Source organism: Microcoleus sp. D2_18a_D3, assembly GCF_036702455.1.
Classification (GTDB): Bacteria; Cyanobacteriota; Cyanobacteriia; order Cyanobacteriales; family Microcoleaceae; genus Microcoleus.
On the sequence record NZ_JAUBTK010000027.1, the window covers coordinates 45,598 to 70,238 of the forward strand.

Consider the following 24,641-nt stretch of genomic DNA (forward strand, 5'->3'; position numbering starts at 1 on the left):
TTGAAAATAAAAAATAGAAATCACGGCGATTGAAATCGGATCTATACAAACAAAGATAAGACGGCGATTGAAATCGCGCCTATACAAACGATATCCGCCTCTGCGGACGGAAGAAAATAACCCGGTTTTAACCGCCCGGTCTTTTTTGTTCAAATTTCGTCGGGATTGATGCCCATTTCTCGCAATTTCTCGGATAGGCGATCGGCTTTTTGTTGGGCTTGTTCCATTTGTCTTGACAACTCCACATAAGACAAAAACTTTAGTCCGTCGGGACGATAAATTTCTAAATCTCCCGATGCAGTTTCAAAACGGAGCTCCAAACGTGGACTTACCCAACCCTCCATTGATTCAATATAGTTGAGTTCTCCGTCACTTCGCAGCCAACCTATTAACTCATTATCCTTTAAATCGTAGAAATAACATTCTTCGACTCCATAATTATCATAAAACTTAAAAAGCTTAAATATTTCTCGCATTCGGTTGCCGGGGGAGATGATTTCAAAGACAACTTGCGGCGCAATATTATCTTCAAGCCACTGTTGGTAGGAACCTCTGTAACCTTTCGGCCTGCCAAACACTACCATCGTATCAGGTGCTTGGCGAGTTTTGTTATCGCCTTCGACGGGATACCACAGCAAATCACCTGCTACAAAGACATTTTCGTTGTCTTTGTATAAGGCATCTATTCCGCCTTGAATGGTGACAATTAGTTCAAACTGTTTGGTATTGTCTGACATGGGTTTGCCGTCGCTGTCTGGGTAGATGATTTCTGCAGAGGTTTTAGTTGGAATTGTTGCGGTCATGGGGATGAGTCCTTTGCTAGCAGCATCAATTTCTATTTTACTCTAAAGTTGAGTTTTCAGCTTGTTCTGGTTTGGTTGACACCAAGGGTTATAATAAATTGCGTTCTTCTTAGTTGATATACTCTTGCCTATGGGAGTTTTGTTTGAGTCTTGCGTGCGCTTTCACAGCAGTCTATACCGCACTTTCACGATCATAAGTCTTAACATATTTTTGCCTGACTAATTTGGTCAAAATGAGGCGTATTCGCAAAATTTTGGGCTTGAGAGTAATGCGCGGTAGTTGGCCAGTTTTCTCCATCTAACTCAAAGCTGTGGTAAGAAAAGTTAAAGAGACATCTGTAGTCGCCGCGAGCGATCTAAAAGTAAATCGTCATCAAAAATATAACTGCAACTGATGATTTAATGAGACACTATAATTTTAAGCTTGATTTAAAAATCAAGTATGCTATAATTGTGTTTAAGTAAAACTTGTTACAAAGTTTTGCTATTTCACTCGATAGAAGTAACTTGGTGGAAAGATTATGTATAATCACTATCAGCCTACTACAACAAGGGTCAGGTATAAAAAATGAGTTTACCTAGAGCAATAGGTCGCCAAAAAGAAGTCCTCTACCTGCCGGCACAAGGACACTTAGCTGTGCTAGGAACTGCTGGCAGCGGCAAAACAACTCTTGCCATTTTACGATCGGCTTATCTGGCAAGTTCCACGACAGAGCATTCCGGAAAGACGCTTTTAGTTACATTTAATAACACTTTGGTTTCTTACCTAAAACGCCTTCAAGACGACCAACTTGCTGATGTTGTCATCGAAAACTACCACAAATTTGCCAGAGGTTATCTGGCGTCTCGTCGCAAGCTATCACGAAATTCGATTGTTGACTCAGATCGACGCGAGGAGTTAGTGAAGCAAGCGGTGGAAACAGTTTCAAGGAAACACGGAAAAAATTTGCTCTTAAACAATCGTTTGCCAGTGTTTTTAGAAGAAATTCGCTGGATCGTCCAACAGGGTATTACTTCATTGGAAGATTATCAAAATTTTCCCACTGTGGGACATATTGGCACTCGAATAGAATATAGCGAGCGGGAGCTAATGTTTGAAATATACCAAACTTATAGTAAGCTCCGCCAACAATTAGGTATGCAGTATGATTGGGATAATTTGGCTAGTGCTGTTTGTGCAGAATTAGATGCAGATCGGTCGCCACGTCGCTACCGACATATCATAATTGATGAGGGGCAAGATTTTTCTCCAGAAATGATTCGATCTCTAGCTAAAGCTATTCCTAAAAATGGTTCGTTGACATTCTTCGGAGATGTTGCCCAACAGATTTACGGACATCGTATGTCTTGGCGGGAGGCGGGATTAAACATCACAAAACCATGGGAATTTAAAGAAAACTACAGAAATACTAAGCAAATTGCCAAGTTAGGTCTGGCAATTTCTGAAATGCCATACTTTAGAGATGTGCGCGATCTCGTTGAACCAGTTTCTCCAAATGCTGATGGCCCACGCCCAACTATTGTTAAGTTCGCATCTATTCAGCAGGAAATCACATTTATTGTTCAACAAGCTTCAGAGATAGCAAGAACCCAGAGTGTAGCTATTCTAGTACGCGATCGTCGCTATGCAAATTTGATTATTCCGCAGCTTCAGAGAATTGTTAATCTAGTAAATCTAGATTTAGATATCAAAGCATGGAAAACAGAACAGGGTATCCAATATTGCGGAACTTATCATTCAGCAAAGGGGCTTGAGTTCGATGCGGTTATACTGCCATTTTGCAACAATCAACTGTTGCCCGATCCTGAAGCAGTAACAGCTTTTGGCGAGACCGATGCAATGGCTCAAGCTGGACGTTTACTTTACGTGGGAGTTACGCGAGCTAGAAGTCGTTTAATCATAACTTATAGCGGAGAACTTACGCGCCTTCTGCCAACTGATGAGAGCCTTTACCTAAAAAAAGTGTGACTATGATAGAAACGATTAAGCAAGAGGTAGAAAGTAGAGGAATAACGCGGCTATGTCATTTTACCCCATCGCGCAACCTGGTTCATATTTTGACGGGAACAACGGGAATTTTAGCGACAAAAAAGTTACAGACAGATGAACGTAGTGTTTTCACACCCACGGATCTTCAGCGATTAGATCGGCATGAAAATTACATCTGTTGTTCAATTGAATATCCTAATGCCTGGTATTTCGACAAGGCAAAGTCCAAAGATGAATTATTTAAGGATTGGGTAATCTTGTTCATCAACCCTAAGTACCTCTGGTTGCCCGGTACTCGATTCTGTCCGCGAAATGCTGCATCTGGTCATGGAAAACGTGTTGGAGAAGGTAAGGAGGCATTCTTATCCATGTTTGCTCAATCTGTCCCTGGAGCTTCTAACCAAACTTTTACCCGTTCTAACACTCATTTAGCTTGCTGTCCTACAGATAACCAGGCTGAAGTTTTAATACCAGACACAATTAGTATAGGGGATATTTTATCGGTCGCAGTACAAACTCACACCCAGGCAAAAAACGAAGCTGTACGCCTTCGTCTTTTAGGTGTGCCGGAAGATAAATTCAATTTTGTAATTGCACCAACCCTGTTTGAAAAGTACAAATTAAGCCAATGTATTAGTTCGGGTAAACGACCCCAAGAAACACTTTGAACACAAAGGAAAGAAGCATGAACAATGATAACCGCTACAACCTAAATAGGATTTCCTTAATAGCCAAAGGACAAGGTGCATTCCTTGGTGCGGCAGTTGGCGATGCACTAGGTTGGCCGCAGGAACCAGAGGCGAAGAGAGTTGATAATAAAAATGCTGCTACAGAATCATCAAAGGGATTTCAAAAATGGGTGCGGAAATCTGGTGGTCAATATTACCCGCATGAAGAGGTAATTCTTGCAGGGGAATACAGTGACGATACCCAATTAATTCTATGCACGGCCAGAAGTTTACTGCACGGCGAAAAGTGGTGGCATTACTTTATCAAAAAGGAGTTGCCCACCTGGACTCGTTACGAACGGGGAGGTGGTGGAGCGACAAAAAGAGCAGCACAACTATGGCTCGCGGGACAAGAACCTTGGTCTTCTCCTGAAAAGAATAAGAAGCAGTATTTTGATGCTGGCGGTAATGGTGTAGCGATGCGAATCATGCCACACTGTTTTTTAGGTGCAACCGATAAAATTTTTGGAAATATTGCTAAAAATATTGTGGCTAATGGTGTATGCACTCACGGTCATCCTAGAGCTTTAGTTGGAGCACTTGCTTACGGTTTTGCCGTGTGGGTGGCGTTTCAAAAGACAGGTACTCTCAAATACGGTGAAATTATTGAGCAAGTATTGTCGGCAGTTAACTTGTGGTCAAAACTGCCAGATTTGGATAATATTTTTCCAAGTTGGAAACCTTCAACTTTTGAGGTAAATGGCGAAAAATATGAATATATTTGGCAAAAAACTGTTACAGAAATGCTGGAGCTTCTCGAACAATGCCAGGAGGGAATGAAGCATGGTGCACTTTCTGTTGAACAAGAGATACTTACTAAATTGGGATGTTTTGATCAAACTATAAAAGGTTCTGGAACAGTAACCGCTGCTGCTTCTATCTTCCTGGCATCACGTTATGCTGCCGATCCATTTCACGGTATTGTAGAAGCTGGATTTGCTCGCGGTGCTGATACCGATACTGTTGCATCAATGACGGGGGGTATACTTGGTGCTTTGGCAGGAATAGAATGGTTAGGGAACCATGCAGAACAAGTTCAGGATGCTCGTTATCTAATGAAAATCGCCGAATTTTTAAGTAGTAAAGAAACTCTGGTTAAAAACCAAAATTACGATGGCACCCAAATTACAAAATCGCATCTTGATTCCCTCCTAGAAAAGCTAGAAATGTCACAAATTGGTGATACATTTCTCTTTTTAGATGGCAGAGAAGTACAAACATCTGCACTCCTCAACCATCAATCTTTATCTAAAACGACAGTAGCAGTTTCTTGGAAGTTGACTGCTACTGACGGTCAGTCTTTGTATGTGAAGAAAGTTTCCCGATTGAATCATGAAAAAATCCTCACAACAAAGGAAACAATTCATATTGACCTTCCTGCTAAAAGCATAGGTGAAACAGAGTGGCAAAAAGTCAATGTAACTAATATGGCAGTGAAACTACGAGTGCGGAACATGGAAAAATCGCGTTTTTTTTATGAAAGGGTATTAGGGTTAAGAGTCGAGAAAGAATCAAATTATTTGGTGAAATGTGGCAATATTGTTTTAGTTCCGTTAGAGCCAGTTAAAAAAGAGCGAGTCTCATCAGATAGTTTGATTTCAGACAGGAGACAGACTATCTGTATAGAAGTTAAATCTTTAGAGGCGGTTTACAGTAATGTATGCCAAGTTGGAGCTAAAATTTTGAAGCAGACTTCTGAGAAGCAAGGATGGCTTCACTTCACTTGTCTCGATCCTGACGGTAATGCTGTTGAAATAGATCAGCTCATTTTTTAATTAATGACCAATCATTTTTTAATTAATGACAAACAGCGATAAAATTGTTTGAAAATAGCAATCCACTGTTAACTGCTTCCCTGGCTGTGCCTGGAAATCGATATCCAGAGGCTCTGCCTCGCTTGTCTCAGACTCGCGGGAGGCTTTGAGACTAGGGGGAGGCAGAGCCTCCCAATCTACGTCCCCAGGCAGAGCCGGGGAACAAGAAAAAATATAAAAAATATGCTTTAAGACTTGTTACAATACACAAAACTTCATACTTTCCCCAACACTGGATGACCTTTTTCAACGCCTCCGAACCCGTACTCCGCAGCAAACAGGAACATCTCGACGTACAAGACATCGAAGGCCTGTTGCAACTCCGCTGGCAAATTGGAAATATTACTCTTTTCTCAGGACTTTATACCCGCATCGACCAAACTTTTCTGCTTTGGGGTTTGGTGACAGGGGGGATTTTTTTTACGGCTCAGTTTTTCCCCCTCAGTTGGAGCTTTCAGGCGATTCTCTGGTCAACTTTGACTCTAATTGGTACTGCGGCAATGGCTGTTTTGACTTTGTTTTGGGTAAGAGTCGAGCGTGTTAGCTGGATTCTTTACTCTTGGGCGATTTTGATGATAACTGGTTTGGTTTTGACCGATTGCAGTATTTTTGCCGGTTGGGCAGGTTTGTTGCTGCACCTTTGCGATTTGTGGTTGGGGTTGAGCGCGATCGGCTATTTGTTGACGGGATTAGGTTTGCGATCGCGCACTTTTCTCCTGATCGGACTAACTCATTTATTTAGCATACCTCTATTAAGTTTTGTTGCACCTTGGCAATATCTAACCACAGGAATAATTATGGCGGGCTGTTTGTTGTTATTGTCCGAATTGCAGTGGGATATGCGATCGCCGATCGACAATAGTTTGCTAAGCGCAGAACAGAAAGAATTTAACAAAATTCAACAGCAACTGCGACAGAGTGGCGCGATTGTATCCAAATAAATCACAAATGTAAAGAATTCTGTAGCACTGCTGACACTTTCCACAAATCGTACACAATAGTAAAGATACAGCATAAATAAAAAACAAACTTTAACCAGAACAGGTGTTTTGCTGTTTTACCTGTGAATCGCCAACTTTAGGGGAACGGTGTCCGGGAGGCGACTGGCTAACAATGCTGTACTTGCAACCATAAAAGTTAATTCCGGTTGAGAGTAGTTGTTAAAACAAAAAAAGTGGTGCAGGGTTTTTACCGTTTCCCCTGCTTCGCAGTCTCTGAGGAGAGGCTAAACCCTCTACTAGAACAGCCCGACGAGATTGACACAAGTTTTGACAGTTGCTCATGCCGATTTTTAAGTTCAGTGTTTAAGAAAATTGAGGAAATGCTCGCTGACGAGCATTGCAGGACTTAGGATTAAATAAGTCCTGCTTTAGTTTGGGAAATTTAAGTTCTGTTTTACTCTGACGTGCGTTTTCGCAATATTTCCCTTACTTCCATTAAAATCTGGCCCAACATATTTTTGCCGCTGCCATCTTTACCGCAACCCCAATAGTAATCAACAGGGGAATTTTCGACTATTTCCTCATCCGCTGTAGCGAGTAAAATTTCTCTAATTTCGGCATGAGTTTCAAATTTTCGGAGTACGGCTTTTCTCATGATATCATCTTTTACTTTTTCCCAATCTTTGCGGAGGGGACGAGAGCGATCGCGCCCCATTTTTGCGGCATCTTTCGGCGTTTTTGCTTGGCGAATTTGGTCGCAATGAGCAGTTTTGGGAAACTTTTGGGCTTGAAAATAATGTTCGGTAGTTGCCCAATATTCTCCGTCTAACTCGAATCCATGACTGGAAAAATTAGAAAAACAGCCGTATTCGCTGCCAGTGGTGTAGAAGTAGATAGTCATAATGTCGGTGATTTCAATTTCCTTAACAATCTTGGTTTATCGTCAGCTTTACCTCTCTTGATTTTCCAGTATCTTCAACCGCAAATCAATATTTTCCAGATAGGAACCGATGTAAGACAGCAGGGCGTAGATGAATACTATCACCCCTACCATTTCCAAAATTTCCTCAACAGAAGCCATCAAACCGTATATCAAGTTTCGCTGACCTACTGCATCTGCATAATAGCCGCAAACCATTTCCATGCCAAGTGCTCCACCGACATATATACTGCCTGCCAGTAAGAAAAAGTTCCTTGTTTTCCGGGGTAGGTGCCGGAGAAACTTGAGATAAGCCAGCCCAGTAACCCCAACAAAAATCGCCCCCGGAATTACCCATATAAAGTAAAAAATTCCCCCTAAATCCAGTGCTTTTCGCAAGTCGTTAATAATTAATATTTCGTGCAAACTCAAGATTTCGTCTAAAGAAAAAAATACAAAGATGAACGCCAGCGCTTTCCAGTGTCCAAAATACCGATCGCCCTCTTTCTTCTTAGCACTAGCAATAATACCTAGCAAAATCGCGCAAAACAGCAAAGTAAATGACGAGTACCACGAAGGATAATTTATTTCTCTGTCTAAGTTAAACAAACTAATCCAGCGTTCTTGATAGTTAAAACCGTAACGCAGAACTTGTACGATGCAGCCAGCAACAGCAAAGAAGAGCACCCAAATGCTGAGAGAGAAAGCAACTCTCTTCGGCGAAACAGAAATCAGGAATTTCATCAAGTTTTTGATAAACTAGAACAAGCAAAATCAAACTATAAAGTAAAAAGTTAAAAATGGCAATAGCGGCGCAATCCGCCCCCTCGGATTTTTATCTACAAAAAATAACCAATCACTGACAATGCACGTTCAAATTGAAACTTTCACTGTCCGCAAGCGGTTTGCGCTTACCATCAGCCGCGGTACAACAGCCCAAAGTACCAATTTATGGGTGAAGCTAGAACACGAAGGCATCGAAGGCTGGGGAGAAGCTTCGCCCTTTTCCACAGGTTCTAGACCCCAAACTACCGAAATTCTGCTAGCCGCATTGCAGGAAGTCGCACCGCTGCTAGAAAAGTTTACTCCGTTCGATCGCCAAAAAATCGAACAAGTATTAACAGAGGTCAACTTACCCTCAGCCGCCCGCGCCGGCATAGACATGGCCATGCACGACTGGCTGGGCAAAAAAGCAGGCTTGCCGCTGTGGAAAATGTGGGGATTAGATCGATCGCGCATCGTCCCCACCTCCGTCACAATCGGCATTAATTCGCCGTCTGGTGCAAGAGAAAGAGTGCGCGATTGGTTTGGCAAAGATGCGACAGATCCAGCAAGCATCAAATACCGCGCCGTCAAGGTCAAATTAGGAAATCCCGAAGGAATCGAAGCCGACAAAGCTATGTTAATAGCAGTGCTAGACGAAGCACCAGCTAACATTAAAATCAGTGTAGATGCTAACGGCGGTTGGAGTTTAAAAGATGCAGCCCAGATGTGTCACTGGCTGGAAAAATACACAATAAATTATGTCGAACAGCCGCTTTCACCCCTCGCCGATATGGAGGAATTATCAGAACTGTACCGTCAATCGCCGCTGCCAATTTTTGCTGATGAAAGTTGCTTTAACAGTTCCGATATACCCAAGTTAGCGCACTGCGTCCACGGCATCAATATCAAAATGATGAAGTCAGGGGGATTGACTGAAGCAATGCGGATGATTCACACGGCAAAAGCCTGCAATTTGCAAGTAATGTTCGGCTGCTATTCAGATAGCGCGATCGCAAATACAGCAGCAGCACAACTTTCCCCCCTAGCTGACTATTTGGATTTGGACAGTCACTTAAATTTATTAGACGATCCTTTCACCGGTGCGATCGTCGAAAATGGGTGTTTGCTGCCAAACGGGCGATCGGGATTGGGAGTGCGGCGAATTGAGATTGTAGAATAGAAGTATCGTTAAACAGTTGACAGTTGACAGTTGACAGTTGACAGTTGACAGATAAAAATAAATCGGGAGATAGTATGATACCAGTAGAATCAATAGGACAGGGAATTGATAGAGAAGCCAAACTTTTTTTTGAAGAACATAAACCGCCGACTGATTTAATTTTTGATGATGGTGCAGAAATGGAAAGCAACCGCCACCGTATAGCAATGACCGTTTTAATCCGTTCCTTAGAACAAGGTTTAGCTCACCGAAACGATTTTTTTGTCGGTGGCAATATGTTTATTTATTACAGCGCTAAACAGATTCGGAATCAGGATTTCCGAGGCCCGGATTTTTTCGCTGTATTGGGTGTTGACAGCAATACTTCCCGACAAGGCTGGGTAGTTTGGGAAGAAAACGGACGTTACCCGGATGTCATTGTGGAACTGCTGTCACCATCAACAGCAAATCAGGATACAGGCAAAAAAAAGGATATTTACGAGCAGGTTTTTAGAACTCCTGATTACTTTGTTTTCGATCCTTTCGATCCGAATTCTTTGCAAGGATGGCGTTTAGATGCCACCCTGCGTTATCAGCCGTTAGTGCCCAACGAGCGGGGTTGGCTGTGGTGCGAAACCCTAGGTTTTTGGTTGGGTACTTGGGAAGGAATTGTCGATCGAGAAACAGCAACTTGGGTGCGTTTTTTCGACGAATCTGGCAATTTAGTTTTGTTGCCGGAGGAAGCCGCTCAACAACAAGCCGAAGCCGCTCAACAGCAAGCCGAAGCCGCTCAACAACAAGCCGAAGCCGCTCAACAGCAAGCGGAACAGGAACGCCAGCGAGCCTCGCGACTAGAGGCCAGATTGCGAGAATTGGGAGAAGATCCGAATGATCTTACCCTGAACCAATAATCCCAAATCACAGCTAACACCCAATCGATTTTAGATTTTAGATTTTAGATTGAAGCTAAAATCTAAAATCGCCCATATCAAAAGTGAATCAATGACTAAAAACTATCCGATCAACAATGGCAAAGTGGCTATCCTGCTGCACGAGGGAATTCTGGGTTCTTCCGGCAAAACAGGCTTAGCCTTTTTGCGCTACAGCGAAGCACAAATTGTAGCAGTAATAGACCGCCAATGTGCCGGACAATCTTTACCTGAATTAACGGGCATTCCTCAACAAGTACCGATAGTTGCTTCCGTTGCAGAAGCAGTGCAATTTGCGCCGGATATTCTGCTAATTGGTATCGCTACTTCCGGCGGTGTTTTGCCTGCGGAATGGGTGCCAGAAATTAATCAAGCGGTAGCAGCAGGTTTGTCAGTTGTCAACGGTTTGCACGCAAAACTTGCACCTTTGATAACAGTTCCGTTAACCGAAAATCAATGGATTTGGGACGTGCGTCAGGAACCGAAATCTGTGGGTGCCATCGCCTCTGCTGCGGCTGCTAAATTAAGTTGTCGCCGCGTGTTAACCGTCGGCACAGATATGAGTGTTGGCAAAATGTCAACCAGTCTGGAACTCAATCGCACTTGCTTGCAGCGGGGTTTGCGTTCCAAATTTTTAGCAACGGGACAAACGGGTTTAATGATTGGAAATGAAGGCCTTCCTTTGGATGCAGTGCGAGTTGATTTCGCGGCTGGAGCTGTCGAACAAATGGTGATTAAATTGGGTTCTGAATGCGATATTCTGCACGTAGAAGGGCAAGGTTCGCTATTGCATCCAGGTTCGACTGCGACTCTGCCTCTGTTGCGGGGTTCGCAGCCAACTCACTTAATTTTAGCGCACAGATCCGGACAAACTAACATTCGCAATCACCCGCACCTATCGATTCCCAGGCTATCAAAAGTAATTGAATTGTACGAAATGTTAGCTGCTGCTGCGGGTGCTTTTGCAGGGGGAAAAGTGAGCGCGATCGCCCTCAACACTCATCACCTAAATGAGGCAGATGCGCTGTTAGCAATAGCTGAAGTTCAAGCAGAAACGGGGTTGCCTTGTACCGATCCGGTAAGGTTTGGCGCGGAGGTTTTGTGGGAGGCGATCGACAGTTGATATGCTAGAATACATACCAACTAATAAATAACTAGATAAAACTATGACACAAAGCATTCAAGCAAAAACACTGACCCTGCACGATGTCAAAACAAAATTTAACTTCCAACTTTGTGAAGACGAGCAATTCTTCCGGGAGTGGATTGACGATTTACCAGAAATTACTGATGAAGAAAAGCGATATCTAGACAAAGTAAAGGCTGGCTATACTAACAGTGCCGACCACTCCATGATAGAAGATACCGTAAAAATGGTGGTACTTGCTCCATTGCTCTTTTTAGCAGATTTATACCTGAATCCATTTCATATAGAAGCAGAAAAATCGGTGGAACTTGTCACCGTGGATGAAGGTATACTTGTCAGAGGAAGTATTGATGTTCTGCTTTTAATTGAATCTTTTTGGGTGGTTGCTATCGAAGCGAAGCGAGCACAATATTCCGTTGAAGCTGGACTTCCTCAGTTACTATTTTATATGCTGAATGACCCCAGTCCAGAACCACTAACATTTGGGCTTCTGACAAATGGTAGCAGCTTTCGATTTATCAAAGTGACCAAAGGAGACATACCGGAGTATGCCGTGTCTAAACTTTTCGATATTGGGAGTCCAGGAAACGAACTTTACGAAGTCTTTCGCATTTTGAAGCGGCTAGCTGCTATAATTTCCAGTGACAGGAGTTATACTTAAATACAGCATTGGGAACTCGACTGGGAAAATAAGAATAAATTTACTAAAGATCATTTTATGGAATCATAATGAATGAAAGTTTTTTTTCGTTGCCGTCTGAATGCGCCATCCGCCCAGCCTGTGCTCAAGATATCAAATCAATTAGAAAGTTAGTTTGGAGCGCCAAACTCGACCCAACTCAGTTGCGCTGGGAGCAATTCTGGGTCATCGAATGCGAGGGAAAATTGGCAGCTTGCGGACAGTTGCGGAAATTTACCGGCGCGCAAGAATTGGGCAGTTTGGTGGTGGCGAAAGATTGGCGCGATCGAGGTTTGGGAAGCTACCTCACAAAATATTTAATTCAACAAGCTACAGAACCGCTATATTTAGAATGCTTGGGAAAGCGACTCGCATCATTTTATACTCGCTTTGGCTTCGTAGAAGTTTCCGTACAAGAAGTGCCGCAGTCGCTTAAATTCAAGTTTGGTTTGTCTCAATTAGCTAAAACTTTATTCAGAATTCCTGTAACAATTATGCAGTATCCAGCAGGTTCTCTATAAGTATGACTTTTATGAATTTAAGATTCTGAATTTATGAATTGATTTTAAGTTCGACCTGTTCAATAATTGGATAACAGGGTGCGATCGACCTGCATCGATCAAAAACTCCTACCGCCTCCTGATATCTGCGTAAGTCTCGATCGCCTATTGTCTAGGCCTAAATAGGTAGGTACAAATCAACATCGCATAGGGAGGGTGGGTGAGTTGCCAAGTTTACTTGCTTATATCATAGATCCGCTTACGAGTCCCTAATGGCGCACAGGGTGTCAGAAACTGGGTTTTTAGGGGTTTGGTGCGTAAGTCGCCGACTAGATATGTATGGATATTCCGGATGGGGCGATCGAGACTGCGTAAGTTCATAATTCACCGTTCGCGGTAGTCCAGTTGGCTAAATTGGCACAGCTACCAGCCTGATATGTAGGCAGAAACCATTGCAAAATCGTTGTTTGCAGGTTAGCCAGTGTCATGTGCCAGTACCAGACTCGGAAAGTGGACTGGCGATCGCCCCAAAGATATTGGACTCCTGGCAAATTAGTAAGTGTAAAGCAAGTGAGTCACAACCCAATCAAAACATAAAACCCAAAAATAAAACATTTTCACAGCAGCAGTAATGCGGAATCAGCCAATCTCTAATGTAGCTAACAACATCTACCCTTAAGGTAAATCCCACCAACTGCTCAACCACTAAATCCTTAATTCAATACCTCGGAATTACTGGATTTAGACTCCCCGCAACCGCTTCGCAAATCCCCTCAACATTTCAAAAATTCTTTGCCTTTTATCCTGATAAAACCACGGAAGGCAAGAACAATGAAATATCAAGGCAATCAATCAATCTTAACCGAGGAAATGCAGCCTCTCAAATAGCATAAACCGACAATTACACATCCCCATATATTTTAACACAACAGGAGTAAATATCATGTTCAACGTAGTAAAAGCTTTCGGCTCGATTTTCTCTACCCAAGGATACAGCACAGCTAACAATATGCTTATCAAAAATTACGTCAACACCAATTTTAACTACTTCAACGAAGAAGCTGTCGTCGATGAATCGATTTACCCGAATCAAACAGGTCGCGTCCGCTTTCAAGGTAGCTGGTGGCCCGCACGGTGCGATCGCCAAATCACTCTCACACCGGGAGACACCGTTTATGTCATCGGCGTTGATAACATCACTCTGTTAGTTTCCCTCGCTCCCGCAGACTAAATCAGAGCATGAACAACCTGGGAATCAATTTCAACCAGGAAATGCTACTTTTCAAAGAGCCTCAAATAGGCGATTAAACTTCGATATATTTTAACACAAAAGGAGTCAACAAAATGTTTAACGTAGTAAAAGCTTTCGGTTCTATTTTTTCTCTTCACACCTACAGCACAGAAAAAAATCTCTTAATGGATAACTACATCAACACCAATTTCCACTATTTCAACGAAGAAGCAGTCGTTGATGAATCGATTTACCCGAATCAAACAGGTCGCGTCCGCTTCCAAGGTAGCTGGTGGCCCGCACGGTGCGATGGCCAAATCACCCTCACACCGGGAGACACGGTTTATGTCATCGGCGTTGACAACATCACTCTGTTAGTTTCCCTCGCTCCTGCAAACTAAACTAGAAAGTAATCTCAACTTTTTCACTGTCTGAGCCCCGACTTATTCAATAAGTCGGGGCTCAGACTATTTTGTTTTTTAGTGGCAATTTGGCGATCGCTTCCATTCAACACCTGACGCAAGAGAGCAATATCTGCCTCTGTTTATTTACCAGTAGAAATATGGCCGATCGCGCTACAATAAAAGGGCATTTTTGAGATCTTGTTTGTTGAGGCGATCGCCAATTTGAGATTCGCTACTTTCTCCCCTGACTGCTGCTTTTTCTGATGCCTTAGCGATCGGTAGTGGTTCGAGCAGTTGGGCTTGAGCTTCCTGAATTGAAGGGTAATTTTCAGCCCAGGATGAAATCGCTGCTGAAAGGACATCGATCTCATCGGATAAGGGTTCAATTAGCTGGGCTAGGTCGGTTAATTGTTCGGCCCCGAAGAGCGATCGCTGCTGAGTTAATAGTTCGATAAAGGAGTCGAACTTTTGTTCGGGGAGTGACATCGATTCCCGTTGGATTTTGTTAATTGTTTGGCGAACAAATTCGAGAGACAAATCTAATAATTGCGAGATCGTCTCTAAATTCATTCCAAACGCTATCATCCGGCGAATGGCTTCTAACTTCGCCTGCCGCTCACCTTGTTCGAGTCCTTGTTCGAGTCCTTGTTCGAGTCCTTCTTCTAAACCTTCTTGCTTGACTTCCTGGTAAAATCGAGTTTGTCTGAGTTCGCTTAAATTCAACATGGCGGCAATTTCCTCGCGGCTTTTCTGGGGGAGTTTGTAGACGATAATTGTTTCGATGAGGTTAATTAAATCGCGTAAAACGGTTGGATCGGACAACTGTTGTCGGGCCATTGCGATCGACTGCCGTGCTTGTTCTGCTGCTGTCTCTGCTGGCTCGATTACCAGTTTAACAACTTTGACTCCCAGCGATCGATCAGCAGCTTCTGGCAATTCATCGAGGTAAATCCGTTGGACGCGCTGACTTGTTAAGAGTTCCTGAAATTGCAGCATCTGTTCGTGTTCGATGCGGCGACTGGGATAGATGACAACCACCCGCCAAGGATTGACCGGTTTGTATTGTCGCAGATAGAGAAAGAGTTCGCCGAAGATGCGGTAGTACAAGTCGGCATCGGGTTGAAACTGAACTTCAGCCAAGTAAAATGGTTTTTCAGGTTCTTCGGTTTTGGGGAGAAATAACCCGTCGATGCGGAATGCGAGTTGTTTGATTTCGCGGGAGGTGAATTCGTAGGCGGTGGCTTCGTCTGGAGGGCGATCGATCAGTTCAAAGAAGAAGCTGGGGAATTCCTGAAACAGGCTGTAGAAAATGGTGTCTGTTTTCATGAGTTGTCGATGCGAATCGAAGATGGGTACTATACCATGCCAAGATTGGTAAATGCGATCGCTCGATAGTTTGAGTAGCGATCGCATCCACTCATTTTTCAGATTTTCGCTTGTCGATTTCGGCGATCGGCAACGACAATTTTTTCTCAATCTACTCGTTTAGCATTTAGCTTTTATCTATTTCACTCTCCTCATCTTTCTGCAACGCAGCCAAGATTTGAAAGCACAGCCGAAGCAGAAAGAGCAGAAATCCTGCTTGGGGATTGAACCAGGTGGCAACACCCACTACAGTAAACTCAATTACTTTGAGCCATTTTTTCTTATTTGAACTCTTCATGTTGGTCATCTTTGTTGAAACTCTCAACAATCTGCCAAATGCAAGATAGGAGGCTGGTGTTAGATACGATCGCCTACCGCTCAGGTTATGTACAAGTTTGTCCAAGTTACGATCGCGTCGCTAGAATTGGGGAAAGCTGGAACCACTAAATGACAGAACGTACCGGGCGAGCTCTCAGGCTATTGCCAACTCAACTGAAAAACGCGAACAGCGCATTAGCAAAATTTGGTAGCAAATCCGATTTGGCTGCTCAATTACAGATGTCGCGTACTACCATCAACAAATTTTTCAAAGGTGAACCTGTTCAGCGCAAGCAGTTTCTTTGCATCTGCAAAAAGCTCAAACTTAAATGGGAACCCGATGATGAACTCGTTCAGCACAAAGGTAAACCACCGAGTTCACTCTCAGATCCGCCTGCTGAGAGCGAGAAAGATGACATTGATGCGTTAGTTCAGCAGGTACGATCGCACCTCCACGATGACATCCAGCGCTTGCACGGCACCATGCCGCTTTGGGGGATCGATCGTTGCCTGCCGTTGGGTGACTTGTTTGTGGATGTCAATATTCTGGAGGAAGTCAGTAGTAGTCGTAAATCGGAATTGCATGACTTGTGGCAGGACTTCAGCCAAAATCGCAGCTACCGCAGTTTCGATCGCATTGGTTTGGGCAAAAAGCTAAAACGGGTATCAGGTTTAGAGGTGCTGGCGAAGAATGCGAACCTGATGGTAGTGGGCAAACCGGGTTCGGGAAAGACCACGTATTTGCAGCGAGTGGTGATGGAGTGCAACGCAGGTAATTTACAAGCGCACCGGATTCCGGTTTTGATTAAACTGCGAGATTTTGTCGAGGATGGGCGTGAGGTTGCCTACTCGCTAGAGCGTTATCTAGAGCGGTGGTGGCGGTTATCGGATGCCGAAACTCAATTGGCGTTAAATCGAGGTGGGGCGCTGGTGCTGCTGGATGGGTTGGATGAAGTGACGGGAGAAGATGGGAAGAACATCGCCAAGGAAATCAAGCGGTTTGCTCGCACTTATCCGCAGGTGCAGGTAATTGTGACCTGTCGAACGCAGAGTCAGGAATCGCGGTTTGAGCGGTTTGATTATGTGGAGGTGGCGGATTTTAATGAAACGCAGGCGCGGGCTTTTGCTCAACATTGGTATAAGGCGGTGATGGGGGATGAGTTGGGGGGACTGGCAAAAGCCGAGGAGTTTCTGGGGCTGCTCTTTTTGGAGGAGAATAAGTCGATTCGGGAGTTAGCAATTACGCCGATTTTGCTGAGTTTGACTTGTGCGGTGTTTCACCACAAGGGAAAGTTTTACTCGAAGCGTTCCAAGCTTTATGAAGAGGGGTTGGAGTTGCTGCTGGAGCAGTGGGACAAGTCGCGGGAGATTGAGCGGGATGAGATTTATCGCGATTTGTCAGTGGAGCGAAAGCTAGAATTATTGAGCTTTCTGGCAGTGAAGAAGTTTGAAAAAGAGCAATATGTGCTATTTGAGCAGGCAGAAATTGAGGAGTATATTGCGGAGTTTTTGGGGATTGGGCAGCGGGATAGTCGGGCGGTGTTGAGGGCGATGGAAGCGCAGCATGGATTGTTGATTGAGCGATCGCAAAAAATATGGTCTTTTTCGCATCTAACTTTTCAAGAATATTTAGTCGCTCTAAACTTTAGCTGCAAAGACAAGCGAGGAGAAGGATTGATCGGGTCTCTTTATGAAAAAAAATGGGAGCAAGTTATCCTACTGTTTTCTGAAAAGATATTGAATATCGATTATTTTACTCTCTTACTCAAGTTTAGGATTGATAAATCGATCTCCTGTCATGAAAGATTACAGCTTATTCTGAGGTGGGTATATCGAAAGGCTTCAAATACTTGTAGTTGCTATTCAAGAACAACTCTTCGTTGCTTTTATGTCAGCCTACTAACACTTATCAACACCATTGATGAATTAGAATTATTTTGCGATCCCCTCTGGTTAATCGATGATTTTTGCCATCTCTTATCAAAATTGGATGACAGGATTGAGCTCTCTGTTTATCACAACTCTGGACAGGGATTGTCGCTGGGTAATTTCTTTGGTTCTCTAGAAGGGGAACCAGCCTTCGATCGAGACCTCTGCCATGCTCGTGCTCATGCTTCGCTCTTAGGGCGTGCTTTACGTTTAGATGACGTTAGGTATGCAGCAGAAAAGAATGACTGGATGTTGAACAAAAATGAGGATGAATTTGAGTTCTTTAATAGTCTTGATGATACAAACTTCTACGAACTTGCAGAATCTCTAGAGAGAGCGATAGAGTTTTGCGATAACAATGGCTGGGAAAACTTAAGCTTAGAGCTATCTCAGCTCTACGAGCAACTTCCTCAAGGTGTTTACAATTGTTGGGAACAATATCAGCAATGGCGTAGGTATGAGAGTGAAGCTTGGACAGAGAAACTAAGGAAGTTTTCCATAAACTATCGCAATATTGACTATCAATGGGAGCTAACAGAGTACGACTTAGGTGTACTTTTTAGCTACATTTATGCTAATCGAATTTTAATTGATTGTATTCAAGGTAACTCGGAAAAAATTAGTAAGCCTATCGAACAGTTTATTATGGAAACTCTTTTGATTCCCTACTCGGAACTTGAAGCTATAGCTGATGCGACAAAGGCAATCGCTTAAATCGAATAAAAACGCAAACATGAAAAAGCGGAGTAGGTAATTTGCTGGCAGATAATTATAACGAGTGCGAGTATAAACGTTAATGCAAATTATCCTGGAATTCCCGATCGCCTCGCCGAAAAACTGCAACAGTTGGGCGAGCGCATTTTTGATATACTAAGCTTGTTGATGGAGGGAGTGCGATCGAAAATGACTACTTGAGACTCTATGCTAGAAAAACGTGCGATCGTTCTCACTAAAAAAAAACTAAAATCTTCTAGGTCTGACGTAGCTTATTGGCAGAGTCGTTCCTATGCAGCGCGAGTGGCAGCTTTAAAAACTATTCGTCGCGAGTTCGATCAATGGAATTATCATGATCAACCAAAATTTCAAAAAATTTATATAATAATTGTTAAACGGGTATGAAGTTCGCTTCTTATCTAATTTCGCTATGATTTATTTCAATAAACCCTGCCTTGAGTATGCTTAAATAAGGTTAGACACTCGCTAACCATATTTAAACCAGTGAACTTTCAATCAGTCATTGCCACCTTAAACAAATTCTGGAGCGATCGAGGATGCCTGATCGCCCAATCCTACGACACAGAAAAAGGTGCAGGAACCATGAATCCCCACACCTTTCTCAGAGCAATCGGCCCCGAACCTTGGTCAGTCGCCTACATCGAACCCTGTCGCCGCCCCACCGACGGACGCTACGGCGAAAATCCCAACCGCTTCCAACATTACTATCAATATCAAGTTTTAATTAAACCCTCTCCTCCCAACATCCAAGACATCTATTTAGACTCCCTCAGAGCATTAGGAATTAGCCCAGAAGACCACGACATTCGCTTCGTAGAAGATAACTGGGAATCGCCTACCCTCGGAGCTTGGGGCGTCGGCTGGGAAGTCTGGCTCGATGGTATGGAAATCACCCAATTTACCTATTTTCAACAGTGCGGTAGCATTGACTGTCGTCCGGTATCTATTGAAATTACCTACGGACTAGAACGCCTAGCAATGTATCTCCAAGAAGTCGATGCGATGACGAAAATTCAGTGGAAAGATGGCATCACTTACGGCGACGTTCACCTGCAAGGAGAAATAGAACAGTGTACTTATAACTTTGAAGCTTCCAATCCAGAATTGCTGTTTACTCTATTTGGATTGTACGAGCAAGAAGCCGAACAATTGACAAAAAAAGGATTGGTTTTGCCTAGTCTTGATTATGTGCTAAAATGTTCTCACACTTTCAATTTACTCGATGCTAGAGGTGTGATTTCGGTAACGGAAAGAACTCGCTACATCACCAAAATTCGCAATTTGGCGCGGCGAGTTGCTCAGCTTTATTTGGAACAGCGGGAAAAGCTGGGTTTTCCTTTAGAAAAAGCTGTAAAGGTTTGAGAAGGAAAAGGATAACGACACGGATACACGGATGAATTTAGTTGCGATCGTCCTCGACTCATACCAATTTTATAGGTCGTTGCATAGAATTCCGATCCCCCCTAACCCCCCTTAATAAGGGGGGGACAAGATTCCGATCAAAGTCCCCCTTCTTAAGGGGGATTTAGGGGGATCGAAATATGTGCAACTTTTTGGGATTTTTAATGAATTCAATGCCTAATTATTCGGAAAATAATACAGAAACAAATCCTCAACTGCGAATTGACGGTGTAAGCTTGAAAACACCGAGCGCCTCAAGTTATTTGTTGGAAAATATATCGTTTCAGGTACACAAGGGATCTCGCGTGGCAATTGTTGGCCCTTCAGGTGCGGGGAAAACAACGCTGTTGCGGTTGCTAAATCGGCTCAGCAGTCCCACCAGCGGCTCGATTTATCTGGAAAATACAGAATATCGCCAAATACCTGCGATCGAACTCCGCAAACAAATCACCCTGATTCTGCAAGAATCGAAGCTTTTGGGAATGTCGGTGCGAGAAGCATTGGCTTATCCTTTGAAGTTGCGGGGCGTGACTGCATCAAACATTGCTGAGAGAATTAGCGGGGCGATCGAACAACTGCACATACCCCAAGAATGGCTCAATCGCACCGAATTGCAGCTTTCCACAGGCCAAAAACAGCTTGTGGCGATCGCCCGCGGCATCATTCTGCAACCAAAAATCTTGCTTTTAGACGAGCCAACATCCGCCCTAGACGCAGGAAAAGCCGCCCACCTTTTGCAAGTATTGACACAGCTAACAAACGGCCAAACCACAATTGTAATGGTGAACCATCAATTAGAATTAGCCGAGCAATTTAGCACGCGAATTCTGCATTTACAGCGGGGAAAGCTGATCGAAGATTTGCCCTCTCATCAAATTAATTGGGTGCAACTGCGGCAAAATTTAATCCAAGCAGAAGCAGAAGCCCAACAAGAATGGTGAACAAATATTTGCTTGGTTTAACCTCTGGTTGGGTAATTAATTTGGATGTTTTAACCGCAGAGGGCGCAGAGGGCGCAGAGAAAGAGAAGAGAAGAGGGAAAGAGAGATGTTTACAAATTGTTGAGGATTGCTAGAGATACCGTCAGATATTAGCTTTGGGAAGGTTGTTTAATGTTGGCATTTGTGCTTTTACGCTAAATTGTTACTGCGGAAGTAAACCCATTTTTTGATAAAGTGGTCGGACTATGTTTTTTAAAGCTGGCAACTGTTTGGTAAAAATTATCGAGCCTAAAACACAAATTATACCTCCAATGATGACTGTATTGGGAGCGCCGATATAATTTGCCAATCCGCCGGCAACTAAATTCCCAAACGGTGTCACTCCAAAAAATGCCATCGTGTATATGCTCATCACTCTTCCGCGTTTGTCGTCTTCCACAATTGTTTGCAAAAATGTGTTTCCTCCTGCAAATTGGATAATGAAACCAAACCCCACAAACAACATCATGATTAAAGACAGCCACAAGACGCGGGACAAACCAAAACCTATCAGTCCACATCCCATAATTGCCGGTGAAATCGCAATCCATTTGCCGAGGCCAACTACACTTTTGCGCGAAATCAAATAAATGGCGCCCGCGAAGGCTCCGACTCCCGAAGATGCCATCAAAAAGCCGAGGGTTTGTGCGTCGCCGTGCAGAATTTTGGTGGCAAAAATTGGGACTAATACTGTGTGCGACATTCCGGCAAAACTGACTAAGGCTAATAGCAGTAAAATTGCTCGAATCGGGGGAAACCCGAAGGCATAAACGAATCCTTCTTTTAATCTTTGTAAGGGTTTGGTATTAGTTGCGGCAATTTTACGGGCTTTGATTTGCATCGCTAATAAGCCGGCAATTACGGCGATGTAGCTGAGCCCGTCAATGAGAAAGCAATAACTTGGGCCGACTGTAGCTATTAGCAAACCGGCAATTGCTGGGCCGATTAATCTGGCGCCGTTGAACATGGAAGCGTTGAGGGCGATCGCATTTGCTAAATCTTCTTTCTTTTCTACAAGTTCCGGTACAAAAGCTTGCCGTGCTGGCGCGTCAAAGGCATTAATTGCGCCTTGAAAGAAACTCAGTACCAGGATCTGCCAAATGTTCACCACTCCTGTTAGCGCTAAAAATGCTAGGGCTAAGGATTGAACCATTGCTAATATTTGAGTGGCAATTATCACTCGGTGGCGGTTCCAGCGATCGATTAAAACTCCTGCAAAAGGCAGTAAAATTAGTGTGGGAATTTGACTTGTAAATCCCACCACGCCGAGCATCCAAGGCGAATCGCTCAAATTGTATACAAGCCAAACAGTAGCGACTTGCGTCATCCAACTGCCAATTAGTGAGAGCCCTTGTCCTGCAAAAAACAGGCGATAATTTCTCGATCGCAGCGCGGGAGGAATTCGTATTGTTTTGATTTTTGCTAGTAGATTCATGCGAGAGTACGGCTAGAGCAATCCTATTTGATTGGTAAACATTTTTTAGGGGTAGCACCCCTGGGCTTACCCCTAATTAGCGAAGGGCAACCATCGGGGGACTGCCCCTAGACTTATTATTACGAATCATTGAGAATTGCGATATGAGCCGAAGGTTCTATTTTACAGCTCCCGAAAACCAGGATTTGAGTAGTGTTAAATTTTTGCCCGCAGCAAAACGATCGCAACAGTTAAATTTTTCTGTCGCGATCGCTTGACTAACGAGAAATTCCTTCCCCCAACTCTTCCCTCAATTAATGCTCAACAGCCAAGTACCGAGGTAACGCAGCAAGGGAACGTCACCGGGGGTGCGGATGCGGACGTTGAAATGGTACATTCCGCCGGGAGATGGGTTTTGGACGTTGGAGAGTACAACCTCAACATTGTTGCCGGCGGCAATTGGTTCTTTGGGATAAATTTCTATGAATCGATTTTCTTTGTCCCAGATTACTTCTTGCAATTCTATTGTTTTGTTTTTGACGCGCACTTTAATGTCTTTTTGGTCAAATTCGCCTTTGTAGTAGTCTGGATAGGATATGTTGATTTGGGCGATCGCCAAACTTACTTTTTTGGAAGGAATTCGCAGCCGATATCTATCGCCGCTCATCCCGGCTGTACCGTAATCCAAGCGATAGCTTAATTGGTTGGCGCGCTCGGGGCCGCCGAAAATCGTGAATCCTGGCAGGGACTGGGCTAAACTGATGGCGGGTAATCCAGCCACCAAGCAACCTGTAACCGCTAGTGCTGAAAATAATCGTCGCATAACAACTCCTCTAATTAAACTCTTGGTGAACCTTAAATATTGCTCGCCCGAGATTTGCGCTCGTGCCTACAATATATCGAATGTCTCAGCAATTTGATGAGGGCGATCGCCCGCCGGCTGAGGTCACTTTTTTTTGCGTAATTTTTGCGTAATACTGATAACTGACATTCAAACTACAGAATTAGGCGACATAAAATTATATCATAATCGGTGGCAAACTTAACAATTTAGCGAATTTGAATGTATAAGATAAGTTAAAGATACGGGTCGAATTTGGGCGATCGGCTTTAGTATCAACGAGAGAAGTTTAGGGGAACGGCTGTTTCAATGTAAAGCAAGGCATCGGGCGATTAAAAATCGCACTTCAAGAAACCTGCGGAGGCAGGTTTTGTCTGTGTAGGCGCGGTTTCAACCGTCCTAGGAAGGCTTAAATAAGGAGAGTGTATGAAATTAGCGATCGCAAAAGAAATAGCAGCAGGGGAACGCCGGGTGGCTTTAGTACCCGACGCTGTAGCCCGATTAGTCAAACAGGGTGTCGAAGTTTGGGTTGAGGCCGGTGCCGGCGCACAATCCTTTTTCTCGGATCTAGCTTACGAAGAAGCGGGAGCTCAGGTTGTCGCCGATACCGCTAGGGTGTGGGGCGAAGCCGATGTCGTCGTGAAAATCGGGGCCCTGCAAGAATCAGAAGTTCATCAACTCCGGGAAGGAGGCGTTTTCATCGGATTTTTGAATCCTCTGGGAGATCCAGCTTTAGTGCAGCGTTTAGCCGATCGCAAAGTAACGGCATTCAGCATGGAAATGATCCCGCGCACCAGCCGCGCTCAAAGCATGGATGCGCTGTCATCTCAGGGTAACGTCGCCGGTTACAAAGCGGTACTGATAGCAGCCGCAGCTTTGCCAAAGTATTTTCCGATGCTGACAACGGCGGCGGGTACGATTCGCCCCGCGAAAGTATTGGTAATGGGTGTGGGCGTTGCTGGCTTACAGGCGATCGCCACGGCGCGTCGTTTGGGTGCGGTAGTCGAAGCCTTCGACATCCGCCCGGAAACAAAAGAACAAGTGCAAAGTTTGGGCGCTAAATTCCTTGATGTCGAACTCAAGGAAGAAACCGTAGCAGCAGGCGGCTATGCTAAAGAACTATCAGAAGCGGCTAAAGAATACACCCGCCAAGTGCTCACCCAACACGTCAGCGCTTCCGATGCAGTGATTACAACCGCTCAAGTTCCCGGCAGAAAAGCACCTATTTTAGTTACTAGAGAAATGGTTTCTCAAATGAAGCCCGGATCGGTAATTGTTGACCTCGCGGGCGAACAAGGCGGCAATTGCGAATGCACGGAAGCGGGGAAAGATGTTGAATGGAACGGCGTTAATGTCATCGGCCCGATTAATGTACCCTCCTCGATGCCTGTACACGCTAGCGAAACTTACTCGAAGAATATCTCGGCTTTACTTCAGTTGATGGTGAAAGATAAGGAACTCAATTTGAATTTTGAAGACGATATCATTGCTGGTGCTTGCGTCGCCCGCGACGGTGAAATTAGTAACCAGCGAGTTCGGGATGCTTTGGCCGCTCAGGCTTCAGCAGTCAGTTAGATTCTGTCGTTATGAGGCAAAGTCCGGCAAGGGTTGAAACCCCTGCCTCAAAGCTAAAGTCCTCTTAAGAGGAC

General features: G+C 44.1%; 23 protein-coding genes. 15 read left to right on the top strand and 8 right to left on the bottom strand.

What is annotated here, in order from left to right:
* Positions 1-149: 149 nt before the first annotated feature.
* Positions 150-803 carry a Uma2 family endonuclease gene (locus tag QUB06_RS14930; protein ID WP_333435909.1) on the bottom strand — a complete coding sequence of 218 codons (654 nt, stop codon included), beginning with the start codon at positions 801-803 and terminating at the stop codon, positions 150-152.
* 568 nt (positions 804-1,371) lie between these two features.
* Here QUB06_RS14930 and QUB06_RS14935 point away from each other — a divergent pair.
* The 4 genes from QUB06_RS14935 (at position 1,372) to QUB06_RS14950 (ending at position 6,276) form a co-directional block, all read left to right on the top strand.
* Positions 1,372-2,772: a 3'-5' exonuclease gene (locus tag QUB06_RS14935; protein ID WP_333435910.1), complete on the top strand. Its 1,401-nt coding sequence runs from the start codon at positions 1,372-1,374 to the stop codon at positions 2,770-2,772.
* Positions 2,773-2,774: 2 nt separating this feature from the next.
* A complete protein-coding gene (locus QUB06_RS14940; RefSeq protein ID WP_333435911.1) occupies positions 2,775-3,461 on the top strand; it encodes a DarT ssDNA thymidine ADP-ribosyltransferase family protein in 687 nt (228 codons plus the stop codon).
* A gap of 17 nt (positions 3,462-3,478) precedes the next feature.
* Entirely contained in the window at positions 3,479-5,296 is a 1,818-nt protein-coding gene (locus QUB06_RS14945) for an ADP-ribosylglycohydrolase family protein (RefSeq protein ID WP_333435912.1), read from the top strand.
* Between the two features lie 275 nt (positions 5,297-5,571).
* Complete coding sequence (locus QUB06_RS14950) at positions 5,572-6,276, top strand: hypothetical protein (protein WP_333435913.1); 705 nt, start codon at positions 5,572-5,574, stop codon at positions 6,274-6,276.
* Positions 6,277-6,730: 454 nt separating this feature from the next.
* Here QUB06_RS14950 and QUB06_RS14955 read toward each other — a convergent pair whose 3' ends face one another.
* Both QUB06_RS14955 and QUB06_RS14960 read right to left on the bottom strand, forming a co-directional pair.
* Positions 6,731-7,177 carry an NADAR family protein gene (locus tag QUB06_RS14955; RefSeq protein ID WP_333435914.1) on the bottom strand — a complete coding sequence of 149 codons (447 nt, stop codon included), beginning with the start codon at positions 7,175-7,177 and terminating at the stop codon, positions 6,731-6,733.
* Between the two features lie 48 nt (positions 7,178-7,225).
* Positions 7,226-7,939 carry a hypothetical protein gene (locus QUB06_RS14960; RefSeq protein WP_333435915.1) on the bottom strand — a complete coding sequence of 238 codons (714 nt, stop codon included), beginning with the start codon at positions 7,937-7,939 and terminating at the stop codon, positions 7,226-7,228.
* 121 nt (positions 7,940-8,060) lie between these two features.
* Here QUB06_RS14960 and QUB06_RS14965 point away from each other — a divergent pair, with 121 nt between their 5' ends.
* From QUB06_RS14965 to QUB06_RS14985, 5 genes are all read left to right on the top strand, one after another.
* Positions 8,061-9,140 carry a dipeptide epimerase gene (locus QUB06_RS14965; protein WP_333435916.1) on the top strand — a complete coding sequence of 360 codons (1,080 nt, stop codon included), beginning with the start codon at positions 8,061-8,063 and terminating at the stop codon, positions 9,138-9,140.
* Between the two features lie 74 nt (positions 9,141-9,214).
* A complete protein-coding gene (locus tag QUB06_RS14970) occupies positions 9,215-10,030 on the top strand; it encodes a Uma2 family endonuclease (protein WP_333435917.1) in 816 nt (271 codons plus the stop codon).
* Between the two features lie 91 nt (positions 10,031-10,121).
* Positions 10,122-11,171, top strand: coding sequence for a DUF1611 domain-containing protein (locus QUB06_RS14975; protein ID WP_333435918.1), 1,050 nt, complete (start codon positions 10,122-10,124; stop codon positions 11,169-11,171).
* A 43-nt stretch (positions 11,172-11,214) separates the two neighbouring features.
* Complete coding sequence (locus QUB06_RS14980; RefSeq protein ID WP_333435919.1) at positions 11,215-11,856, top strand: type I restriction endonuclease; 642 nt, start codon at positions 11,215-11,217, stop codon at positions 11,854-11,856.
* A gap of 68 nt (positions 11,857-11,924) precedes the next feature.
* Positions 11,925-12,395, top strand: coding sequence for a GNAT family N-acetyltransferase (locus QUB06_RS14985; RefSeq protein ID WP_333435920.1), 471 nt, complete (start codon positions 11,925-11,927; stop codon positions 12,393-12,395).
* A gap of 356 nt (positions 12,396-12,751) precedes the next feature.
* On the opposite strand, the gene QUB06_RS14990 is transcribed toward QUB06_RS14985, so the two are convergent.
* Positions 12,752-12,925 (bottom strand): hypothetical protein, encoded by a 174-nt coding sequence (locus QUB06_RS14990; protein WP_333435921.1) that lies wholly within the window; start codon positions 12,923-12,925, stop codon positions 12,752-12,754.
* A 392-nt stretch (positions 12,926-13,317) separates the two neighbouring features.
* On the opposite strand from QUB06_RS14990, the gene QUB06_RS14995 reads away from it, so the two are divergent.
* Both QUB06_RS14995 and QUB06_RS15000 read left to right on the top strand, forming a co-directional pair.
* Positions 13,318-13,605 (top strand): NfeD family protein, encoded by a 288-nt coding sequence (locus QUB06_RS14995; RefSeq protein WP_333101688.1) that lies wholly within the window; start codon positions 13,318-13,320, stop codon positions 13,603-13,605.
* Positions 13,606-13,718: 113 nt separating this feature from the next.
* Positions 13,719-14,006, top strand: a complete 288-nt coding sequence (locus QUB06_RS15000; RefSeq protein WP_333280343.1) for an NfeD family protein — start codon at positions 13,719-13,721, stop codon at positions 14,004-14,006.
* Between the two features lie 174 nt (positions 14,007-14,180).
* Here the strand turns inward: QUB06_RS15000 and QUB06_RS15005 are convergent, their stop codons facing one another.
* Together QUB06_RS15005 and QUB06_RS15010 are read right to left on the bottom strand one after the other, a co-directional pair.
* The gene (locus QUB06_RS15005; protein ID WP_333435923.1) at positions 14,181-15,422 is read right to left on the bottom strand and encodes an Rpn family recombination-promoting nuclease/putative transposase; all 1,242 of its coding nucleotides are present in this window, start codon (positions 15,420-15,422) and stop codon (positions 14,181-14,183) included.
* 79 nt (positions 15,423-15,501) lie between these two features.
* Complete coding sequence (locus QUB06_RS15010) at positions 15,502-15,672, bottom strand: hypothetical protein (protein ID WP_333435924.1); 171 nt, start codon at positions 15,670-15,672, stop codon at positions 15,502-15,504.
* A gap of 149 nt (positions 15,673-15,821) precedes the next feature.
* On the opposite strand from QUB06_RS15010, the gene QUB06_RS15015 reads away from it, so the two are divergent.
* The 3 genes from QUB06_RS15015 to QUB06_RS15025 all read left to right on the top strand — a co-directional run bounded on the left by QUB06_RS15015 (position 15,822) and on the right by QUB06_RS15025 (position 20,698).
* The gene (locus QUB06_RS15015) at positions 15,822-18,335 is read left to right on the top strand and encodes an NACHT domain-containing protein (protein ID WP_333435925.1); all 2,514 of its coding nucleotides are present in this window, start codon (positions 15,822-15,824) and stop codon (positions 18,333-18,335) included.
* A 504-nt stretch (positions 18,336-18,839) separates the two neighbouring features.
* Positions 18,840-19,718, top strand: coding sequence for a glycine--tRNA ligase subunit alpha (glyQ, locus tag QUB06_RS15020; protein ID WP_190660228.1), 879 nt, complete (start codon positions 18,840-18,842; stop codon positions 19,716-19,718).
* 212 nt (positions 19,719-19,930) lie between these two features.
* Positions 19,931-20,698 (top strand): ATP-binding cassette domain-containing protein, encoded by a 768-nt coding sequence (locus tag QUB06_RS15025; RefSeq protein WP_333435926.1) that lies wholly within the window; start codon positions 19,931-19,933, stop codon positions 20,696-20,698.
* 202 nt (positions 20,699-20,900) lie between these two features.
* On the opposite strand, the gene QUB06_RS15030 is transcribed toward QUB06_RS15025, so the two are convergent.
* Both QUB06_RS15030 and QUB06_RS15035 read right to left on the bottom strand, forming a co-directional pair.
* A complete protein-coding gene (locus tag QUB06_RS15030; protein WP_333435927.1) occupies positions 20,901-22,172 on the bottom strand; it encodes an MFS transporter in 1,272 nt (423 codons plus the stop codon).
* Positions 22,173-22,461: 289 nt separating this feature from the next.
* A complete protein-coding gene (locus QUB06_RS15035; protein ID WP_333435928.1) occupies positions 22,462-22,974 on the bottom strand; it encodes a DUF2808 domain-containing protein in 513 nt (170 codons plus the stop codon).
* Positions 22,975-23,418: 444 nt separating this feature from the next.
* Here QUB06_RS15035 and QUB06_RS15040 point away from each other — a divergent pair, with 444 nt between their 5' ends.
* Complete coding sequence (locus QUB06_RS15040; protein ID WP_333435929.1) at positions 23,419-24,567, top strand: Re/Si-specific NAD(P)(+) transhydrogenase subunit alpha; 1,149 nt, start codon at positions 23,419-23,421, stop codon at positions 24,565-24,567.
* The last annotated feature ends 74 nt before the right edge of the window (positions 24,568-24,641 follow it).

What these genes read in the sequence shown, in the direction of transcription:
- QUB06_RS15015 (WP_333435925.1), top strand. Translation starts at nt 15,822, where the DNA reads ATGACAGAACGTACCGGGCGAGCTCTCAGGCTATTGCCAACTCAACTG.
- QUB06_RS14965 (WP_333435916.1), top strand. Translation starts at nt 8,061, where the DNA reads ATGCACGTTCAAATTGAAACTTTCACTGTCCGCAAGCGGTTTGCGCTT.
- QUB06_RS15040 (WP_333435929.1), top strand. Translation starts at nt 23,419, where the DNA reads ATGAAATTAGCGATCGCAAAAGAAATAGCAGCAGGGGAACGCCGGGTG.
- QUB06_RS15030 (WP_333435927.1), bottom strand. Translation starts at nt 22,172, where the DNA reads ATGAATCTACTAGCAAAAATCAAAACAATACGAATTCCTCCCGCGCTG.
- QUB06_RS14955 (WP_333435914.1), bottom strand. Translation starts at nt 7,177, where the DNA reads ATGACTATCTACTTCTACACCACTGGCAGCGAATACGGCTGTTTTTCT.
- QUB06_RS14960 (WP_333435915.1), bottom strand. Translation starts at nt 7,939, where the DNA reads ATGAAATTCCTGATTTCTGTTTCGCCGAAGAGAGTTGCTTTCTCTCTC.
- QUB06_RS14970 (WP_333435917.1), top strand. Translation starts at nt 9,215, where the DNA reads ATGATACCAGTAGAATCAATAGGACAGGGAATTGATAGAGAAGCCAAA.
- QUB06_RS14940 (WP_333435911.1), top strand. Translation starts at nt 2,775, where the DNA reads ATGATAGAAACGATTAAGCAAGAGGTAGAAAGTAGAGGAATAACGCGG.
- QUB06_RS14995 (WP_333101688.1), top strand. Translation starts at nt 13,318, where the DNA reads ATGTTCAACGTAGTAAAAGCTTTCGGCTCGATTTTCTCTACCCAAGGA.
- QUB06_RS14935 (WP_333435910.1), top strand. Translation starts at nt 1,372, where the DNA reads ATGAGTTTACCTAGAGCAATAGGTCGCCAAAAAGAAGTCCTCTACCTG.
- QUB06_RS14980 (WP_333435919.1), top strand. Translation starts at nt 11,215, where the DNA reads ATGACACAAAGCATTCAAGCAAAAACACTGACCCTGCACGATGTCAAA.
- QUB06_RS15025 (WP_333435926.1), top strand. Translation starts at nt 19,931, where the DNA reads ATGCCTAATTATTCGGAAAATAATACAGAAACAAATCCTCAACTGCGA.
- QUB06_RS15035 (WP_333435928.1), bottom strand. Translation starts at nt 22,974, where the DNA reads ATGCGACGATTATTTTCAGCACTAGCGGTTACAGGTTGCTTGGTGGCT.
- QUB06_RS14975 (WP_333435918.1), top strand. Translation starts at nt 10,122, where the DNA reads ATGACTAAAAACTATCCGATCAACAATGGCAAAGTGGCTATCCTGCTG.
- QUB06_RS14985 (WP_333435920.1), top strand. Translation starts at nt 11,925, where the DNA reads ATGAATGAAAGTTTTTTTTCGTTGCCGTCTGAATGCGCCATCCGCCCA.
- QUB06_RS15000 (WP_333280343.1), top strand. Translation starts at nt 13,719, where the DNA reads ATGTTTAACGTAGTAAAAGCTTTCGGTTCTATTTTTTCTCTTCACACC.
- QUB06_RS14930 (WP_333435909.1), bottom strand. Translation starts at nt 803, where the DNA reads ATGACCGCAACAATTCCAACTAAAACCTCTGCAGAAATCATCTACCCA.
- QUB06_RS15010 (WP_333435924.1), bottom strand. Translation starts at nt 15,672, where the DNA reads ATGAAGAGTTCAAATAAGAAAAAATGGCTCAAAGTAATTGAGTTTACT.
- QUB06_RS14950 (WP_333435913.1), top strand. Translation starts at nt 5,572, where the DNA reads ATGACCTTTTTCAACGCCTCCGAACCCGTACTCCGCAGCAAACAGGAA.
- QUB06_RS15005 (WP_333435923.1), bottom strand. Translation starts at nt 15,422, where the DNA reads ATGCGATCGCTACTCAAACTATCGAGCGATCGCATTTACCAATCTTGG.
- QUB06_RS14945 (WP_333435912.1), top strand. Translation starts at nt 3,479, where the DNA reads ATGAACAATGATAACCGCTACAACCTAAATAGGATTTCCTTAATAGCC.